Raw genomic sequence first — 18,384 nt, forward strand, 5'->3', positions numbered from 1 at the left:
CATGCTCCACCGCTTGTGTGAGCCCCCGTCAATTCCTTTGAGTTTTAGCCTTGCGACCGTACTCCCCAGGCGGCCTACTTAACACTTTTGCTTCGACTGTAAGGGCGTCAGAACCCCTACAACCTAGTAGGCATCGTTTAGGGCGTGGACTACCAGGGTATCTAATCCTGTTTGCTCCCCACGCTTTCGTGCCTCAGCGTCAGGGCAAGCCCAGTGCGCTGTCTTCACCTTCGGCGTTCCTCTTGATATCTACGCATTCCACCGCTCCACCAAGAGTTCCACGCACCCCTGCTTGCCTCAAGACCCGCAGTTTGCCGAGCAATTCCCCGGTTAAGCCGGGGGATTTCACAAGACACTTGCAGGTCCGCCTACGCACCCTTTAAGCCCAGTGATTTCGAACAACGCTTGCCACCTTCGTCTTACCGCGGCTGCTGGCACGAAGTTAGCCGTGACTTCCTCTGGGGCTGATCAACCTTTCGGCTTTCTAACCCCTGACAGCAGTTTACACCCCGAGGGGCTTCCTCCTGCACGCAGCGTCGCTGGGTCAGGCTTTCGCCCATTGCCCAAGATTCGTTACTGCAGCCCTCCGTGGAGGTCCGGGCAGTGTCTCAGTCCCGATGTGGCGGGTCAACCTCTCAGTCCCGCTACCCGTCGTCGCCTTGGTGAGCCGTTACCTCACCAACTAGCTGATAGGAGATAGGCCGCTCCCGAACCGATAAATCTTTGGTCAACTGTCTTCTGACAGCCGACATTATTCGGTATTACTGCCCCTTTCGGTAGTCTTGATTGCTCAAGACGACACTATCCCGAAGTTCGGGGTACGTTACCTATCTATTCCTCACCCTTGCGCCACTGACCGCTCTCTCGGTTACCCAATTGAACGGCCCGTTCGACTTGCATGTCTTAGCCACGCCGCCAGCGTTCGTTCTGAGCCAGGATCAAACTCTTCAATTTGTATCGCTGACTCCCGTCTCCGAAGAGACGGTTATCTTCAGCTAAACTCAACTCAAAACTCGCTCACGCAACGAGAACCGGTTGATTCCCGCAGGGTCTTTCGACCCCGCAAAGGTTTTTCAACACACCAATTTTGGAGGGCCTCGAACCGGATTCGTGAGGGTCCGAGGTCCTGCGGTCTCGCTGCTTAGGATGGTATCAACTGTTCACTTTCCAAAGAGCTTCTCAGTTTTGTTTCAACTTCTTCAAGCCGAAACAATAAGCGGCCAAGCAATTCTCATTAAGAACTTACTTGTCCGCTCGTTCATCTGAGATGAGTTAATATAACTCCAAAAGTTTTCCCGTCAATAGCATTTTTTAAAAATTTTTTATTTTTTTCGTCTTTCGCCGGAAAGGACTTTATCCCATTTAAAGGATATAACCCATCCGTTATCTGAATAAGTTTTTTTCTCTTGTCAAAACCGCCTTTCTTTACTTATTGTTTTCCAGAAAGGTTCTTTGCGATGACGCCGAACGAAAAATATCAACACCTTCAAACAAAGCTTCGGACCCTGCAGAAACTTGCCGTTGCCTTTTCCGGCGGTGTGGACAGCACCTTCCTTCTGGCCGTCGCCGCCCAAACGCTCGGCCCTCAAAATGTCTTGGCATGTATCGGTGTAAGCCCTTCTCTTCCGCAATCGCAGCTGAATCAAGCCCGACGGATTGCGGAACAATTGCAAATTCGTCTCCTGGAAATCCTCTTGACGGAATTGAATAACCCCAACTACACGGCCAACAAACCGGACCGCTGTTTTCACTGCAAAAGCCATCAAATGCTCACGATTCGCCGCCGCGCCGAACAGGAAGGGTTTTCCCATCTGGCCTGCGGCAGCAATTGGGACGACCAAAACGACTACAGGCCGGGCTCGCGAGCCGTTGCGGCTCTGAACATTTTGACTCCCCTGATGGATGCACAATTAACCAAAGAAGACATCCGAACCCTCAGCCGCCAGATGAATCTGCCGACTGCAGACCTGCCTGCTTCCCCATGCCTGGCTTCACGCATTGCCTACGGCATTGAAATCACCGAGGAGAAACTTCGCCAGGTCGAACAGGCGGAAGACTTTCTCCGCTCCTTAGGGCTTTCGGAGCTGCGGGTCCGACACCACGGCAGTCTGGCTCGAATCGAGATCCCTTCCAATCAAATCCGGATGCTCGCCGAGGAATCCTGTCGAAACAAAATTGTCGAAAAACTCAAAGCCTTGGGCTTTCAATACATCACCCTCGATCTGCAGGGCTTCCGTTCCGGCTCTCTGAACGAAATGCTCGGCAGGGAAAAACATCCCTAAAAAAACTTCCCTGCCAAAAATTGAATTATCGGACGTTTTTATTGGTTTTTGTCATCAGCGGTTTTCCCTTCCAACCCAATTAAGTAGTTTTCCCTATTTGCCGACAAATTTTCCTATAAGCCCATAAGAAAACAACTGATAGAATGAAAAGGGATGTTTCCCGTTTCAAAACTCGTAATGCATGCAAACGTTTCGAGATAACTCGCTTGTTCTTCACAACTGGACGCCGCACCTTCCTCTAAATGAGTACGAACATCTCGCCAAACATATCGGGGACAACTTTTACCGCTTAGGAGTACTATTTACAGTACTTTTTTTCTTTCCGGCCTTTACCGTCCAGGCAGACACACCGCTGAATAAAGAATTATTTGAAATGTCTCTGGAAGAACTGATGAATGTTTCTCTGGTGGTTTCTTCTTCCAGAACCGAACAAAGATTAACGGAAAGCCCGGTTCCGATTACGGTTATCACCGCAGAAGAAATCCGCGCCAGCGGCCTGACCAATATCCCGGAAATCCTGCAGTTTTATGCCGGTATGGACGTCGCAAGACTGGACCGTACGCGCTGGATTGTCGGCGTCCACGGCCTGCACAGTGAATTCTCCGACCGAACTCTTGTCCTGCTTGACGGCCGGAGCATTATGAATCCGGTTTTTGGGGCACCAAACTGGCTGAATCTGCCGATTTTCCTCGAAGACATCGAACAGATTGAAATCACGCGGGGACCGGCCGGAGCCGTCTGGGGGGCCAACGCCTTCAACGGCGTCATCAACATCATCACCCAAAAGCCCGGTCGGATGGGAACTCTTCTGAGCACAACCGTCACTCAATACGGAGACAGTTTTACACACCTGCGATGGGCGGAATCCAGAGACAAATGGACCTGGAAAATCTCCTCCGGATTCGAAACAATCCAAGATTCCGATGCAGCCGGCGCCGGAGACTATCAGCTCGGCTATCCGGCTATGGCCCCGCTGATTCCGGTACAAACCTATCCCGCACGCGATTTTCTGCGCATCTGGAAAACAGACTCCGTTGTTTCGTATCAGATAGACCCTTCGACAAAATGGACCTTCGGGGCTGCCGCCTCCACGAACGAGTCGGGCGACCGGGAAATGTGCGGCCGTTTTCCGCAAAAAGACGCTCACATTGAAATGCTCCGCCTGTTTTCCCGCACCGATTTCGGGGTCGATGAAGATGTCAGCGGATATCTGCAATGGTATGGAAATTACGCCGCCTACCAGCCCCCCTTTGTGATAGACCGATATGACTATTTTGAGAATGACTTCGAAAGCCAGATAACCCTGACCCCCAACGAAAAGCATACCATTACGATGGGCGGCAGCGCTCGCTGGACGCGAATCAGAAACCGAAATCAAACCGTCTTCGGGGAAATCCTGTTCAGCCAAAGACGCTTTGAAGAGTACTGGACGGGCTTTTTCCTGATGGATCAATTCAAACTGACCGACCGGCTGACCCTCGAAGCGCAGGGGCGAATCGACCGGTACAGCGAAAGCGGAACAGATGCATCGGTTCGCCTGTCTTCCCTATACGCCCTCGATGAAGCCCACAGTCATATGCTGCGGGCCGGTTTCGCCCGTGCTTTCCGAGCCCCCTCCATTATGCTGCGGGAAACCACGCTGAACGGACTGATGGGACTGGTGAACATCCTTCCGACTCCCGAACGGCTCAAAAACGAATCCGTCTCGTCCATCGAAGCCGGATACAGTGGACAGCTGACCGAACACCTTCTGTTCCGTGCCGATGTTTATTATCAGCGAATGGAAAAGCTTATCGGCAGCGAAATAGTCAGTGAATCCGGCCCCGTTCAAAACAGCGCCTTTTTCAATATAGACGGGGCTGACGCCTGGGGAACGGACTGTGAACTGACCTTCCGATACCACTCGTTCACAGCCGCCGCCTTTTACAGCTTCAATCATTTAAGAACAGATTTCAGCGGCCAGAATATCCGCGCTTTCTTTCCCTCCGAGCACAAAACAGGACTGCGTGTCCGCTGGAAACTGGATGAGAAATGGGCGATGAACCTCAACTATGTGTATAACAACCTGATTCCAACGACCCCCACCGGCAGCCCGCCGGATGATATAGAAGTAAAAAATCGGATGGATATCACCATCAGCCGTCAAATCTTTCAAGGCAAAGGGGAATGGATGCTCGGGGTGACAGATATTTTCAATCAAACTGTGCCGCCGGTTCACGATATCAGCTATTTTACAGCGCATGAAACCCCCGGCCGCACCTTCTTTACTCGTCTTCAGCTTTCCTTCTGAAATCCAAGAAAAAAGGCCGAATCAAATTCGGCCTTTGCAATGCATCTTCCCAAAAATCTACCCGTTTATTTCCCTCGGGTCTTTTCCCTCCTCAATGGCCTGAATTTTTCGAACCCGTCTCAGATGACGCCCCCCCTCAAAATCGGTCGTCAGCCAGACTTCAACCATCTTGCGAAGCATCGTCGGCCCGAGCAAATCGCCCGACAAACACAGAACGTTCGCATCGTTATGCTGCCGGGAAACCTTTGCAGCCAACTCATCATAACAAAGAGCCGCACGAATCCCTTTAACCTTATTGGCGGCAATGCACATCCCTATGCCGGTCCCGCAAACCAAAATAGCACGCTGCGCTTTTCCAGTCGCCACTGCCATAGCGGCTTCATAAGCATAATCCGGATAATCCACCGCCTGATCATCCTTATGGGTTAAATCCAGACATTCATGCCCTAATTGAGCAACAATTGCCCGAATCTGTTCACCGGAGCGTACCCCACGATGGTCATTCGACACAGCAACAATCATAAGATTTCATTAATCCTTTCCCGCAGGGCCCTCTCAATCTGCTCTGCGTACTTTCTGTAAGCAGCCACATCCTGTCCTACCGGATCCGGAACTTCAGCATTTTTATCTAAAAGGCAAATCTCAGTCTTTGCCGTCGCCATCCTTTTCAAGTCATCCAAATGACTCTGAGCCATAGCAAAAATGACGTCGCTTTCCTCAAGCAGTTGCTTGGTTAAAAGACGGCTTTTGTGGTTTTCCAAAGACGCTCCATACTCCCGACAAATAATGTCGGCTTCTTTGCTCGCACTAATACCTTCTGCAGCAAAGACTCCGGCCGATTCAACCTTATAACCAAACCGCTCCAGAGAGTCAATAGAACAACCTAATTTATCCGAAAGAATCTTTTTACAGATTGATTCAGCCATTGGACTTCGGCATGTATTTCCTGTGCAGACAAACAATATCTTGAATATGGCATTTTTTGTTATCAATTCACTTGCCAAAACCCCTTCTCTTAGAATCTCTATCCCATTTGCTCCATATTTCACAACCGATGAACTCTTCTTATATCGACATTCCAGAGAATCTGAATCTACAACCAACTCTATTTGTCCATCATAATACTCCAAAACTTCTCGAATAGATATTGCCGGTTTGCAAGAAGTGGGATTCGCACTCGGAATCATTATAGGGAGAATCGAAGTAGATATAATTTCTCTACATATAATTGAATCCGGACAGCGAATTCCTATAGAACCATCTAAGTACAAGACTTCATAAATCTCTTTTGAAAACATAGATTGCGGCGTTTGAAGACTCGTCTGGTCCAGTTCAAACACAATTGTCAAAGGACCGGGCCAGAATCGATTGGCAAGCTTCATCATCGGAGGCGGTACTTTGGGAACATACTTCGTCAAGTCTTCTTTTCTGCCGATGTGAAGGGTATAACGTTTATCTGAGGTCCGTCCCTTCAAGGCATCCAGGCGCTTTATGGTGTCCGGCAAAGCACGACCAGCCAAGCCATAGACGGTTTCCGTAGGGACAGCCGCAATCCCCCCCTTTTCAATCACACGAACGATTTTTCTGACCTGTTCCCTGTCTAAAGGGGTATCCAGTTTGACGACTTCTGTTTTCATTCCTTTCCTTGAACCAATTGCCTCCGTTCCGGCTGAAGAATATAATTTTTCCCCAAAAGAAAAGCAAACCGAAAAGGATTGACTTTTCTCAACATCCTGCATAAAGTAATTCCCCAATTATCAGCAATGTCAGTAAAACTGATTTAAGGAAGAAACTTATGCCCATTCTGGTTCAAAAATTCGGCGGGACGTCTGTAGCCAATGCCGAAAAAATCCATCGAGCTGCCAAACGGGCCATCGAAGCCCACAAAAACGGCTATCAGGTCGTTGTAGTCGCCTCCGCTCGCGGAAAACAGACCGACGAGCTGATTGCGGATGCGATGGAAATCAATCCCAATCCGCCCAAACGCGAAATGGACATGCTGCTGAGCACCGGCGAACAGCAAACGGTTTCACTGTTTGCAATGGCCTGCTATGCGATGGGGCAAAAGGCCATCAGCTTTACCGGCTCCCAAATCAGCATGCTCACCGATGATACCCACACCAAAGCCCGCATTCAAAGCATCGGCACGGAAAAGATTCGAAAAAAACTGGATGAAGGATATATCGTTGTCGTTGCCGGCTTTCAGGGCGTCGATGCGGAAGGCAACATTACCACGCTCGGACGAGGCGGCTCTGATACCAGCGCCGTCGCTTTGGCCGCCGCACTCGGTGCCAGTTTTTGCGAAATTTACACCGATGTCGATGGAATCTACACCACCGACCCCAGAATCTACCCCAAAGCCGTTAAGATGGAACAAATCAGCTATGATGAAATGCTCGAACTGGTCAGTTTAGGCGCCGGTGTCATGCACAGCCGTTCCATCGAATTCGGCAAAAAATACAACGTGACTATTCACGTCCGAAGCAGTATGAACAATAACCCCGGAACATTAATCACTCACGAGGTCCCGAAAATGGAAGGTATATTGGTTTCTGGTGCAACCATTCAGAAAGAACTGGCCAAAATCAGTCTGATCGGTGTCGACAACAAACCCGGCAATGCCGCAAAAATCTTCTCTCATCTGGCCAAGGCACGCGTCAGCGTCAATGACATCATCCAGACCGAAGTGAGCCCCGAAAAGGCCAACATCCTCTTTACGGTCAACAAATCTGACCTGGATGCCGCCCGCCAGGCCATCGAAGAAATCCGAGAGTCCGTTCACTGCCAGAATGTCTTTGTTCGGGAGGACGTCGCGGAGGTTTCGATTGTCGGTGTGGGAATGCGGTCCCATTACGGCGTAGCCGACCGGATGTTCCAGGCCCTGGCCGATGCGAAAATCAATATCGACTCCATCACAACCAGCGAAATCCGCATCAGCTGTCTGGTCAATGTGGAAGACGGCGACAGGGCCCTGATTGCTGTGTGCGACGCGTTCCAGCTGGACAGACCCGCCAATCAGCGGAAATAATCAAGGTTTTGAATAACTCCTCAAAATAAACGTGTCGGCGGTCTCCGGTCAGGAAGACCGCCGACACGGGTCATCGGCCTCGCATTCAGGCACAGCATACAAGGCACACGGACGATACCGAAAACAGGCAAATACGCTGTTTCGGTTCTGCGGCAGAGGGTTAGATTCCGCTCTCGGCTTGTTTTTTGGCCGCTTCCTGCCGCATATATTCAGCCAGTTGAGCAGACTTTTCCTCGGCGAAACTAATCAGTTGATTCATCCCCAGACGTATCTTGCACGACAAGGCAAGTAAATCCTCTCGCATCTGCTGTCTGTCCCGCAGTCGTTCCGTCATCGCCTGCTCACACATCGCCTGGCTGTCATCGACAGGGGCTACCAAGTACAAAGCCGTAGCAAATCCTGCCCCAAATACCATCAAGAGAAATAACAATCGACCCATCTTGCGTTTTCTCCCGCGGAAAACATCTTTTCCGGTTTTCCATTTGCCTTACCATTCGGCCTCGTCTATTAAAACCTAAAAAATAGAAGCAGACGGGTCAACCGGAATGAAGGAAAAAAGAAAGGTTTTAGGACGCGTTAACAAATTGAAATACAAGGACTTACAAAAACCCGCCCCTCGCGGATTCCGCACAAGAAAGTCCTTTTTATCAGACAAAGATCTAGTTCGCCGGTCAGCCCAAAGTATCCAAAATATCCTGCAATTCTGAACAGACCAGCTCGACCTCCTGCCGGCTCAGATTGTTATGAAACGGCAGGGCTATGGTGCGGGCACTGACATGATCCGTTACGGGGAAATCCCCGCTCTTGTGTCCGAGGGCCTTGGCAAGAAACGGCTGCAAATACACCGGCGGAAAATAATTGCTCACCTGAATTCCCCGCTCCATCAGACGGTTCAGCACTTCGTTGCGCTGCTCAGGTCGGTAGGAATCCGCCAGCCGAATCACAAAAACAAACCAGCTCATCCGAGCTTCCTTCGGCACCTGCGGAAGGATAATCCGTTTCTCACCAGCCAGCCGCTTTAGGTACATGTCCGCCACCTGTTGTCGCTTGCGAACAAACTCCTCAATCCGTCTGAACTGAGAGATGCCTAAAGCACAATTAATATCGCTGAGGCGGTAATTGTATCCGAGCCGCTCATGAGCCAGCCAGCCGCCTCCGCTTCCTCGACCCTGATTGCGAAGCGAAATACACAATCGGGCGATTTCCTCATCATCCGTGACAATCATTCCCCCTTCCCCAGTAGTCATCTGCTTATTGGGATAAAACGCAAAGACTCCCACTCGCCCGAAAGTGCCTGCCTTCCGGCCGTTCAATTCCGAACCGAGAGCCTCACAGCAGTCCTCAACAACTTCGAGTCGATACGATTTTGCCAATTCGCAAATCTTATCCATCCCCGCCGGATTGCCGAAAACCTCCACCGGAACAACGGCCTTGGTTCGTTTGGTTATCTTCTTTTCAACCTCCTTTACATCCAGATTCAGGGTGACCGGGTCAATATCGGCAAAGACCGGCGATGCACCGGTCATCAGAATCGTCGTCACTGTAGCAATGAACGTAAACGGTGTGGTAATCACCTCATCCCCCGGCCCCAATCCCATCGCCTTCATACCCAAAAATAAACCGCTGGTGCCGCTGTTGACCGCCACCGCATACCGACGCCCGACATATCGCTCAAAACACGCCTCGAACTCACGCACCTTCGGCCCCAGCGACAAAAAAGGACTGCGTAAAACATCCACAACCGCTTGAATATCCGTTTCGTTGACATCTGGACGCGAAAGAGGAACCCGAAACTCCATATTGCATATCCTTTATCTAAAATTAGTAAAAGAAAATGATACTATAACAGATTCTTTCCTGATTTTCAATTGATTTCCCAAAGCCCTCCTGAAGACGATTCCCGAATTTGCCGTTGACGCCGACCCCATTCTTCGGTAAGGTAGAATCATAGATGTTGACTCCAGTCTTCCAATCTGAGGTTCTATGACTCAAATAAAAGAAGAATGCGGGATATTCGGTATTTTCGGAGATCCCGAGGCCGTTCAAAAAACGTATTTCGGATTACACAGTCTTCAGCATCGAGGCCAGGAATCCGCAGGGATTGCCTCCAGCAATGGAGAGTTTATTCACTGTTATACAGGAATGGGGCATGTCAGTCGGGTCTTCCGGTCCGGACGAGGTATTCTCGAGCGGCTGAACAATCCAATGGCGATTGGGCATGTCCGCTATTCAACCACCGGCTCAACGACTCCGATGAACTCCCAACCCTTCCTCAGCGAATATTCCCGCGGACAAGTAGCCGTAGCCCACAACGGCAATTTGATTAATGCTTCTCTGCTTCGGGATGAATATGAGGCCTATGGTCATATCTTCAAATCCTCCAACGATACCGAAATTATCGTCCATCTGATGGCCAAACCATCCCATATCACCAAACCGGACCCGCTCGGACATGTCCTCAATCATCTGCAGGGGTCCTATTCGCTGCTGTTTCTCTTTCCGGACCGCATCGAAGCCGCCCGCGACCCCTACGGGATTCGTCCGCTGTGCCTGGGAAAAACCAAAAACGGCGCCTACTGTGTCGCCAGTGAAACCTGCGCTTTTGACGCCATCGAAGCCGATTACATCCGTGAAATTGAACCCGGGGAAATCGTCACCCTCGATGCCGAGGGCATCCACAGCCGCTTCTTTGTCACCCCCGGAACCGTCACGCCGGCCCACTGCATCTTCGAGCACGTCTACTTCGCCAAGCAAAGCAGCATTGTCTTCGGGGAAAATGTCCACGAAGTTCGCAAACGGTGCGGGCGGCGACTGGCCCAGGAACACCCCGTTTCCGCCGATGTCGTCATTCCCGTTCCGGACTCCGGGACCTCCGCCGCCATCGGCTACTCCCTCGAGAGCGGCATCCCCTTCGATATGGGATTTGTCCGCAGCCACTATGTCGGACGCACCTTTATCTCGCCCAGTCAGGCCCTCCGGGATTTGGAAGTAAAACTCAAGCTGACGGTTGTCAAAGAAGCTGTGCGCGGCAAACGGGTCATTGTGATTGACGATTCCGTTGTCCGCGGCACCACCACCAAAGGGAAAATCCGTTCGCTTCGGCAGGCCGGCGCCAAAGAAATCCATCTGCGAGTGGCCTGTCCGCCGGTTCGGTTCCCCTGCTTTTACGGTGTGGATTTCCCAACACGAGAAGAACTGCTGGCCAACCAGGTCCCCCTCTCTGAAATCAGCCGTGCGCTCGAAGCGGACAGCGTGGAATATTTGTCTCTCGAAGGGCTGCTGAGCAGCGTTTCTCTTCCCGCGGACCATTACTGCACGGCCTGCTGGAGCGGGCAGTACCGCATCCCCGTCAGCACACAAGTTAACAAGTTTTCTCTGGAACGTCACCAAATGCAACTGTTTGATGAGACGGAACTCTAAATGAATCCACCCAAAAAAATCACTTACCAGGAGGCCGGTGTCAGCATTGATGCCAACGACGAAATGGTCCGAAGAATCAGCCGTTCTCTGGCCTCCACCTTCGGCCCGCGTGTTATCCCGCTCGAAAACGGCTTTGCAGGACTCGTTCGGCTCGACTACGATGAAAAACTGTTCAAGAAAAACTACAAAAACCCGGTCCTGGTTGCCTGTACCGACGGTGTAGGAACCAAAATCCTCATTGCCCGGCAGATGAACCGGATGGATTCCATCGGAATCGACCTGGTGGCGATGAATGTCAATGATATGCTTGTCCAGGGAGCCGAACCCCTGTTTTTCCTCGATTATCTGGCCGTTCATAAACTTATCCCGGAACAGATTGCCGAGATGGTCGAAGGAATCGCCGCCGGCTGTCGGATGGCCGACTGTGCTCTCATCGGCGGAGAAACCGCAGAAATGCCCGACTTATATGCGGAAGACGAATGCGATATGGCCGGTTTTGCCGTCGGCGTCGTGGAACGAAACCGCATCATCACCGGCCGAAATGTTGCCCCGGGCGATGTGGTTCTCGGTCTGGCCTCCACCGGTCTGCACAGCAACGGCTACACCCTCGTCCGCCATATCTGCTTTAAGCAGGAAAAACTCCGGCTCGAAGACCGGCTGGACGAATTAGACGGCGCCCCGTTAGGCCAAATCCTCCTGACTCCCACACGGATTTACGTCCGTTCCGTCATCTCCGTCCTGTCCTCCTACAAGACCAAAAAGGTCATTCACGGAATGGCCCATATCACCGGCGGCGGACTGGTCGGAAATATCCCGCGAGTCCTTCCCCCCGGCTGCAATGCCGTCCTGAAAAAGAAATCCTGGCCGATTCCTCCTATTTTCCACTTCCTCCAGAAACGAGGCCCTGTCGAGGAGCAGGAAATGTACCGGGTCTTTAATATGGGAATCGGGTATGTCCTGATTGTTGCTCCGGATTTTGCAGATGCGGTGAAAACCAAGCTGGAAAAAGCCGGTGAAGAAGTCTATAAAATAGGGATGATCACACCCGGAACAGGAAAAGTCGTCCTCAAGTAGGAAAAACAAAAATGTGTCCCGAAAAGAGGCAAGCAGGCCTTCTTCTGCAGTTTTTGTATCCCGGCCTGCCGGCGGGAGTTTTTTTCCTGGCACTGTCTGCATTTCTCTTTTGGCCTCTTCCGACTCGCTGGAATCTCTGGAAATCCCTTTTGTTGGCCAACAGTTTCATCGGAGCATTGGGATGCTTCACCCTGAGCCGGCGATGGCTCGTTTCGTTTTGGGCGTCCGCCCTGGCCGGAACGGCCTACGGTTTCGGCCCGTTCCTGCTGAGTTTCCGGCTTTATCATCCCTTAGCCGGCTTCAGTGTAGCTGTTTTACCCTGGCTTTTCTGCCCAGCTGCCTTCTGGAACCGTTATGCCAAACCCTCCTGGGCCGTCTCCCTGCGACGCCTTCCTCTTTTGGCAATTCCCTTCATCTTTCTGTTCCTTTTTTACTGGCTGATTTCCCAACCCTGGCTGGGCCCTTATAATCTGATGCCCGCTACACAGCAGCTCAGCAAAAAAGATATTTTCTCCATCCTCGAATTTCCTTCCACCACTCACGCAGGCAAAATCATCATCGGTTTCTATGCCAACACCTTCATTCTGGCTGTAATGGGATTGTTTGTATACTCCTTCCTGCTGCGAGTCCTTGTCCTGCTGCCGCCGCTGCTGGGGCTCGTCTTGGCTTTTTCTCAGCCGATTCTGAATGTTCCCCCCATTATTTGGATAGCTCTGCCGATGCTGTTTTTGTCTATTCTGGCCGGACTGGGAGCTCAAGCGATGGCGGTGGCCGGTCCCGCCGACCGAAAATGGATTCTGGCTTGTTTGCTGTTGGCCGCTTCCCTGGCCGTCTTCTGTCTCTTTTCTGCCCTCATTCGACCGGAAGGACAAGAATATTGGGCCCCTGCCATGATGTATGGGCTTTCTTTCGTAAGCACAGGCGCTGTGTACATACTCTGCACCAAACAAATTCGCCTGCATTCTCTTCGATGGCTCCTGCTCGGAGCAGCCCTCGCTGCGGACCTGATTTACACCAGCCGAACACTTCTTTCTTCTTTGTAAAAAATCAAGACGGCCCCGCCTGCCTGCCGCCCTGCGGCAGCTGCAGTCCGAGCGCATCCGCCACCTTCTGCAAATCCTCCCACACCCGCTGGCGATTTTCGTAGGAATAGTTTCGAAGCAGGTACGCCGGATGATACGTCGGCATTACTTTTGCCGGACGGTCTGCATCAGAAAATCGGTATTCGTGAAAATGTCCTCGCAGTTTGCCGATGGCCGTATCGGTCTCCAGCAGCGTGCGGGCGGCATGCGAACCCAGCGCCACAATCACTTCCGGCCGCAGAATCGCCAGCTGCCGCTTCAGATAAGGAAGGCAATTCCAGATTTCGTCAGGCCGCGGGTCGCGGTTTTCCGGCGGACGGCACTTGAGCGTGTTGCAGATAAACACATCCTCACGGCGAAGTCCGATAGCGGCAATCATCCGGGTCAGCAGCTGCCCGGCTCTCCCGACAAAAGGCCGGCCCTGCTGGTCTTCGTCAGCCCCCGGTGCTTCTCCCACAAAAACCAGCCTCGCCTTCGGATTGCCCTCCCCGGGCACTGCGTTCAGCCGTGTACTCCCAATTTGACACTTGCGGCAGGCCCGAACCTCTTCGGCAATTGCCTCCAAAAGCCGCCGGGAGTCTTTCGCCTCGCAGGCATCCGCCGAAACCGGACGGCTGCGCAGGGTAAAATCACCTGCAAAGAAAGACTCCAGCTCTCTGTGCTGCCGCAGCAGCCTGGATAAATCTCGTGGTTCAGTCATGTCGGACAATATATAAAATCAGCCGAAATCTTCCAATAAAAAAGGGCCCGCCCTTTTCAGACGGACCCTTTCAAGTACTCATAAGATGCTGTTTTCAGGATACTTATACAAGACCCTGATCAATCATCGCATCCGCCACCTTCACGAAGCCGGCGATATTGGCACCGACTACGTAGTTGCCCGGCATTCCATACTCTTCCGCCGTTGTCTTCACCTGAGTATGAATGGCATCCATAATCTCTTTCAGACGCCGCTCAACTTCCTCGCGGGTCCAGTTGGTGTGCTGGGCGTTCTGGGCCATTTCCAGACCCGAAACCGCAACGCCGCCCGCATTGGCCGCCTTGCCCGGTCCGTACAGAATCTTGCTCTGCAGGAAGACTTCAACTCCGCCCGGTTCGGTCGGCATATTAGCGCCTTCACTGACCAGTTTGCAGCCGTTCTTGACCAGCGTCTTGGCATCTTCTTCAGAAATTTCATTCTGGGTCGCAGACGGGAATGCACAATCGCACTTGATTCCCCACGGACGCTTGCCGTCCAGATACTGGGAGCCCTTGAACTTATCGGCATACTCCCGAATCCGCCCGCGGCGGACATTCTTGAGTTCCATCACCCAAGCCAGTTTTTCAGCATCAATTCCCGACGGGTCATAAATCGTTCCGGACGAATCGGACAGGGTCACACACTTGCCGCCGAGCTGATTGATTTTTTCCACGGTATATTGCGCTACGTTTCCGGAACCGGACACCGTGCAGATTTTGCCTTTGATGCTGTCGCCGCGGGTGGCCAGCATATTCTGCGCAAAGAACACACAGCCGTAGCCGGTCGCCTCCGGCCGAATCAGAGAGCCGCCCCACTTGACCGCCTTGCCTGTCAGAACCCCGGTAAACTCATTGATAATCCGCTTGTACTGGCCGAACAGATAGCCGATTTCCCGTCCGCCCACACCAATATCGCCGGCCGGCACATCCGTGTTGGCTCCAATGTGCTTGCACAGCTCCGTCATAAACGACTGACAGAACCGCATCACTTCGTTGTCCGATTTGCCCTTCGGGTCAAAGTCCGAACCGCCTTTGCCGCCGCCCATCGGCAGGGTCGTCAGAGAGTTTTTGAATACCTGTTCAAACGCCAGAAACTTCAAAATCCCCACATTCACGCTCGGATGAAACCGCAGACCGCCCTTGTAGGGTCCAATCGCACTGTTCATCTGAACGCGAAAACCGCGATTGATCTGAATCTGCCCCTTATCATCCAGCCACGGCACACGGAACATAATCACCCGCTCCGGCTCCGTAATCCGCTCAAGAATCTTCTGGTCCTGATACTTCGGATGCCGCTCCAGCACCGGCTCCAAAGACTCCAGCACTTCCTGAACTGCCTGGAAAAATTCCTTCTCTCCGGGGTTTCGGCTCTTGACAATGTCCAGAACCGATTGGATGTAAGATTTTACTTTTGACATGTCCTAATTCCTTAAAAAAGTGTTTGATTTCATTTCATTCTATCTTCTTCCTGGACCCGTCCAGGAATGTTTTTCAAAAAAACCTGAAAATATGCTTTACATAAAATAAAGTTGCCTTATAGTAATATTAATAAAACCAAATAACAAATAAACTTTTTGAATACCTATAATAAGCAGGATTGATACATCCAATGAACATTGAGACGGCCAAAATCTTTTGTGACTTGGTAGAAATGAAGAATTTCTCGCGGACCGCTGAGGTACACGGCATCAGCCAATCCGCCGTTTCTCAGCAGCTGGCCCAGCTGGAAATGGACCACAAAGTCCAACTGATTAACCGTAAAAAAAGGCCGATTGAATTAACCGCTGCCGGACAAATCTTCTACCAGGCCTGCAAAGACATCCTTGAACGCTACGATCGGCTCAACAGCGAATTGGCCGCCCTCAAGCAGTCCACATGCAAAATCCACTTGGCGGCCATTTTCAGCATCGGAATGCACACCCTCCAGCCCTATATTCAGAAATTTATGTCTGTCTATCCGGATGTAAATCTGGCCGTAGAGTACAACAGTGCCAAGGATATCTACGAAAAACTCCTTCGCGGAGTGATTGACATCGGGGTCGTTGCCATTCCCCGTCGAGACCGCAATCTCGAAATCTTTCCTTTCGAAAACGAACCTCTCGTGCTGGCTTGCGCCCCTTCCCACCCATTGGCAAACCGAAAAACAGTGGACATCCATGAAATCCAGGGCGAAAAGTTTATCGCCTTTTCCGAAGGCGTTCCTACCCGCCGTTTTATCGACGACATCCTGAACCGCTATCATATCACCGTCCGCTGCATTATGGAATTCGACAATATCGAAACGATTAAACGAGCGGTGGAAATCAACGCGGGTATCAGCATCCTGCCCGCTCCGACTCTTCGCAGTGAATTGGCCAACGGGACGCTGCGAGCCCTCGAATTCTCCAATGAACCCTTCTTCCGACCGACAGGGATTATCGTTCGCAAAGACAAAAGCCGTTCCAAGGCCGCCCAATACCTCATCGAACTGCTTCGAAAAGAATAAGTATGTCTGTGCAGTCGGTTCTGTTTGATTTAGACGGCACGCTCACAGTGCCGCTGCTGGATTTTGATTTGATTCGACGCCAAATCGGCCTTCCGCCGGACTGCCCTTCTATTCTCGCAGCCATTGAAAATCTGCCGGAAAACCGGCGTCGGCAGGCATGGGAAATCCTCTGCCGACACGAAGAATATGCCGCCCTGCATTCCACACTTCAGCCGTCCGCCAAATCCCTGCTGGACTATCTTCGGCAAAAAAATATCAAAACAGGTATTTTGACCCGCAATTCCCGACAGTGCACCCAAACCGTCCTCACCAAACACCGGATAACCGTCGATGGAATGATCACCCGTGAAGACGGACCGCCGAAACCGGACCCCTTCGGGGTTCTGGCTTTGTGCCGTCTATTCCAGACTCTCCCTTCCAAGACTCTCGTCGTCGGGGATTTTCTTCACGACCTTCAAGCCGCCGAAAACGCCGGCGCCGTCGCTGTCCTCTTCAAAAGCCACCCCCGAGCCGATGAATTTGTTCCTTGGGCGGATTTTGTCATTCATTCCCTTGACGAAATCCGGCTCATCATAGACAATCTCTCCGGATAACTCAAAGGAACCCTTTCATGAAAAACCTGTGCTTTCAGCTATGGATATTCGGAATTCTCCTGCCGATTGGGACGGTTCTTGCCGCCGCAGGAACTGATTGTCCCTCCTCCGCAGACCCGAACAATTCATCTTGCGGTGCTGTTGAGAAAATCCTCAGCCAAATGCATCAAACCGCCCAAACCATCCAAACCCTTCGGGCGGACTTAACTTACCTGTTCGTTCAGGACCCGGAACTGCTCGACGCCAAAACTCTCCGGCGAGGAACCTTGTTTTACACCAAAGGAACCGGCGGTTCCCGTTCCCGTCTGAGACTGTCTTTTGACACCCTTCAGCAGGATGAAGAACCCCCACAGCCCCGTCCCGAACATTATTTGTTTGACGGCGTCTGGCTGACCAAAATTGACTGGGCTCTCGAAACCATCGACCGCTACCAAAAGGCCCCGGCCGACAAACCGGTCGGTGTCTTCGAATTCATCAGCCACAATTTCCCTATGGTTGGCTTCACAGACCCCAGGGACCTTGAAAATGAATTCGAAATCACAGCATCTCCGGCACCGGAAGACCCGAATCAACCGCAGCATTTAGCGCTGAAAGTCCGAAACACCTCCCGCTACAAGAAAGACTACACCCAAATGGAGGTCTGGATTGACCGACAAAACTGGCTTCCCATCCGATTGACCGCCGTGTCGGTCCAGGGTGATTTCTACGATTTAAAGTGGAACAATCTCCGCATTAACGAAACCATTGCAGACACCGTTTTTCAGATTGAAACCCCGCCCAACTTCCGTCAAAATACCCATCCGTTAGAGCAAAAGTCAAATTAGCAAAGGAGATCTGTATGGCCACTGGATTGGTAATTTATTACTCGCGTAGCGGCAATACCAAAATCATGGCAAAAACCATTGCGGATGCCATGACCGCTGCAGGCGTTCCAACCGCCTGTAAAAGCGTGAGCGAAGTAAAACCGGATGACCTTCTGAAAGTCGATGCAATTGTAGTCGGCTCACCGACGTACTACGGCCGGGCCGCCGCCCCCATCGCCTAGCTGTTTGATGAAACCGTCAGCAAACATGGAAAACTGGACGGCAAGGTCGGCGGGGCCTTCAGCAGCTCGGCCAACATCGGCGGCGGAAACGAGACAACGATCTGTGAAATCAACAACATGATGCTCATTCACGGAATGATTATTCAGGGCGACCCGCAGGGCGACCATTATGGACCCGTTTCCATTGGAAAACCCGACAACAGAGTACTCGAACAGTGCACAAGAAGGGGACAGCGGATTGCCGCTCTTACAAAACGGTTATTCGGCTAACCCGGAGAAAACCCCTTTTTTTCGCAAAAAACTTTGACAGCCAAAGGCTCGATTGATAGACTTTGGTTTTGAAATAA

Annotated in this window: 17 protein-coding genes and 1 rRNA gene; 11 read left to right on the forward strand and 7 right to left on the reverse strand. The window is 51.6% G+C overall.

From position 1 onward, the window contains the following. A 16S ribosomal RNA gene (locus PKY88_05805) occupies nucleotides 1-954 on the reverse strand; the annotation flags it as partial. Nucleotides 955-1,457: 503 nt separating this feature from the next. Between PKY88_05805 and larE the strand changes: the two genes are divergently transcribed. Both larE and PKY88_05815 read left to right on the forward strand, forming a co-directional pair. Continuing rightward, nucleotides 1,458-2,282, forward strand: coding sequence for an ATP-dependent sacrificial sulfur transferase LarE (gene larE / locus PKY88_05810; GenBank protein ID HOQ04709.1), 825 nt, complete (start codon nucleotides 1,458-1,460; stop codon nucleotides 2,280-2,282). A gap of 373 nt (nucleotides 2,283-2,655) precedes the next feature. Continuing rightward, entirely contained in the window at nucleotides 2,656-4,572 is a 1,917-nt protein-coding gene (locus PKY88_05815) for a TonB-dependent receptor (GenBank protein HOQ04710.1), read from the forward strand. 57 nt (nucleotides 4,573-4,629) lie between these two features. On the opposite strand, the gene rpiB is transcribed toward PKY88_05815, so the two are convergent. Then, nucleotides 4,630-5,094, reverse strand: coding sequence for a ribose 5-phosphate isomerase B (rpiB, locus tag PKY88_05820; GenBank protein ID HOQ04711.1), 465 nt, complete (start codon nucleotides 5,092-5,094; stop codon nucleotides 4,630-4,632). Then, the gene (locus PKY88_05825) at nucleotides 5,091-6,311 is read right to left on the reverse strand and encodes a Sua5/YciO/YrdC/YwlC family protein (protein ID HOQ04712.1); all 1,221 of its coding nucleotides are present in this window, start codon (nucleotides 6,309-6,311) and stop codon (nucleotides 5,091-5,093) included. The genes rpiB and PKY88_05825 overlap by 4 nt, the downstream gene beginning before the upstream one ends. 56 nt (nucleotides 6,312-6,367) lie before the next feature. Here PKY88_05825 and PKY88_05830 point away from each other — a divergent pair, with 56 nt between their 5' ends. After that, the gene (locus PKY88_05830; GenBank protein ID HOQ04713.1) at nucleotides 6,368-7,600 is read left to right on the forward strand and encodes an aspartate kinase; all 1,233 of its coding nucleotides are present in this window, start codon (nucleotides 6,368-6,370) and stop codon (nucleotides 7,598-7,600) included. A 160-nt stretch (nucleotides 7,601-7,760) separates the two neighbouring features. Here the strand turns inward: PKY88_05830 and PKY88_05835 are convergent, their stop codons facing one another. Both PKY88_05835 and PKY88_05840 read right to left on the reverse strand, forming a co-directional pair. Further along, nucleotides 7,761-8,039, reverse strand: a complete 279-nt coding sequence (locus PKY88_05835; protein HOQ04714.1) for a hypothetical protein — start codon at nucleotides 8,037-8,039, stop codon at nucleotides 7,761-7,763. Between the two features lie 232 nt (nucleotides 8,040-8,271). Then, nucleotides 8,272-9,399 carry a DegT/DnrJ/EryC1/StrS family aminotransferase gene (locus PKY88_05840; protein HOQ04715.1) on the reverse strand — a complete coding sequence of 376 codons (1,128 nt, stop codon included), beginning with the start codon at nucleotides 9,397-9,399 and terminating at the stop codon, nucleotides 8,272-8,274. 184 nt (nucleotides 9,400-9,583) lie between these two features. On the opposite strand from PKY88_05840, the gene purF reads away from it, so the two are divergent. Genes purF through PKY88_05855 form a run of 3 tightly spaced genes read left to right on the forward strand, consistent with a single transcriptional unit; the run spans nucleotide 9,584 to nucleotide 13,137 of the window. Then, nucleotides 9,584-11,020, forward strand: coding sequence for an amidophosphoribosyltransferase (gene purF / locus PKY88_05845; protein HOQ04716.1), 1,437 nt, complete (start codon nucleotides 9,584-9,586; stop codon nucleotides 11,018-11,020). After that, nucleotides 11,021-12,094, forward strand: coding sequence for a phosphoribosylformylglycinamidine cyclo-ligase (purM, locus tag PKY88_05850; GenBank protein ID HOQ04717.1), 1,074 nt, complete (start codon nucleotides 11,021-11,023; stop codon nucleotides 12,092-12,094). A gap of 11 nt (nucleotides 12,095-12,105) precedes the next feature. Then, nucleotides 12,106-13,137 carry a hypothetical protein gene (locus tag PKY88_05855; protein HOQ04718.1) on the forward strand — a complete coding sequence of 344 codons (1,032 nt, stop codon included), beginning with the start codon at nucleotides 12,106-12,108 and terminating at the stop codon, nucleotides 13,135-13,137. A gap of 4 nt (nucleotides 13,138-13,141) precedes the next feature. On the opposite strand, the gene PKY88_05860 is transcribed toward PKY88_05855, so the two are convergent. Together PKY88_05860 and gdhA are read right to left on the reverse strand one after the other, a co-directional pair. Next, entirely contained in the window at nucleotides 13,142-13,876 is a 735-nt protein-coding gene (locus PKY88_05860) for a uracil-DNA glycosylase (protein ID HOQ04719.1), read from the reverse strand. Between the two features lie 103 nt (nucleotides 13,877-13,979). After that, nucleotides 13,980-15,332 carry an NADP-specific glutamate dehydrogenase gene (gdhA, locus tag PKY88_05865; GenBank protein ID HOQ04720.1) on the reverse strand — a complete coding sequence of 451 codons (1,353 nt, stop codon included), beginning with the start codon at nucleotides 15,330-15,332 and terminating at the stop codon, nucleotides 13,980-13,982. 191 nt (nucleotides 15,333-15,523) lie between these two features. On the opposite strand from gdhA, the gene PKY88_05870 reads away from it, so the two are divergent. From PKY88_05870 to PKY88_05890, 5 genes are all read left to right on the forward strand, one after another. Then, on the forward strand, nucleotides 15,524-16,399 hold the full coding sequence (locus tag PKY88_05870; protein ID HOQ04721.1) for a LysR family transcriptional regulator: 876 nt from the start codon (nucleotides 15,524-15,526) through the stop codon (nucleotides 16,397-16,399). A gap of 2 nt (nucleotides 16,400-16,401) precedes the next feature. Then, nucleotides 16,402-16,992, forward strand: a complete 591-nt coding sequence (locus PKY88_05875) for an HAD family hydrolase (GenBank protein ID HOQ04722.1) — start codon at nucleotides 16,402-16,404, stop codon at nucleotides 16,990-16,992. Between the two features lie 17 nt (nucleotides 16,993-17,009). Continuing rightward, nucleotides 17,010-17,816, forward strand: a complete 807-nt coding sequence (locus tag PKY88_05880) for a hypothetical protein (GenBank protein ID HOQ04723.1) — start codon at nucleotides 17,010-17,012, stop codon at nucleotides 17,814-17,816. 14 nt (nucleotides 17,817-17,830) lie between these two features. Next, a complete protein-coding gene (locus tag PKY88_05885) occupies nucleotides 17,831-18,037 on the forward strand; it encodes a flavodoxin family protein (protein HOQ04724.1) in 207 nt (68 codons plus the stop codon). A gap of 117 nt (nucleotides 18,038-18,154) precedes the next feature. Then, the gene (locus PKY88_05890; GenBank protein HOQ04725.1) at nucleotides 18,155-18,307 is read left to right on the forward strand and encodes a hypothetical protein; all 153 of its coding nucleotides are present in this window, start codon (nucleotides 18,155-18,157) and stop codon (nucleotides 18,305-18,307) included. Nucleotides 18,308-18,384: the final 77 nt, after the last annotated feature.

The organism is Anaerohalosphaeraceae bacterium (assembly GCA_035378985.1).
Lineage (GTDB): Bacteria > Planctomycetota > Phycisphaerae > Sedimentisphaerales > Anaerohalosphaeraceae > JAHDQI01.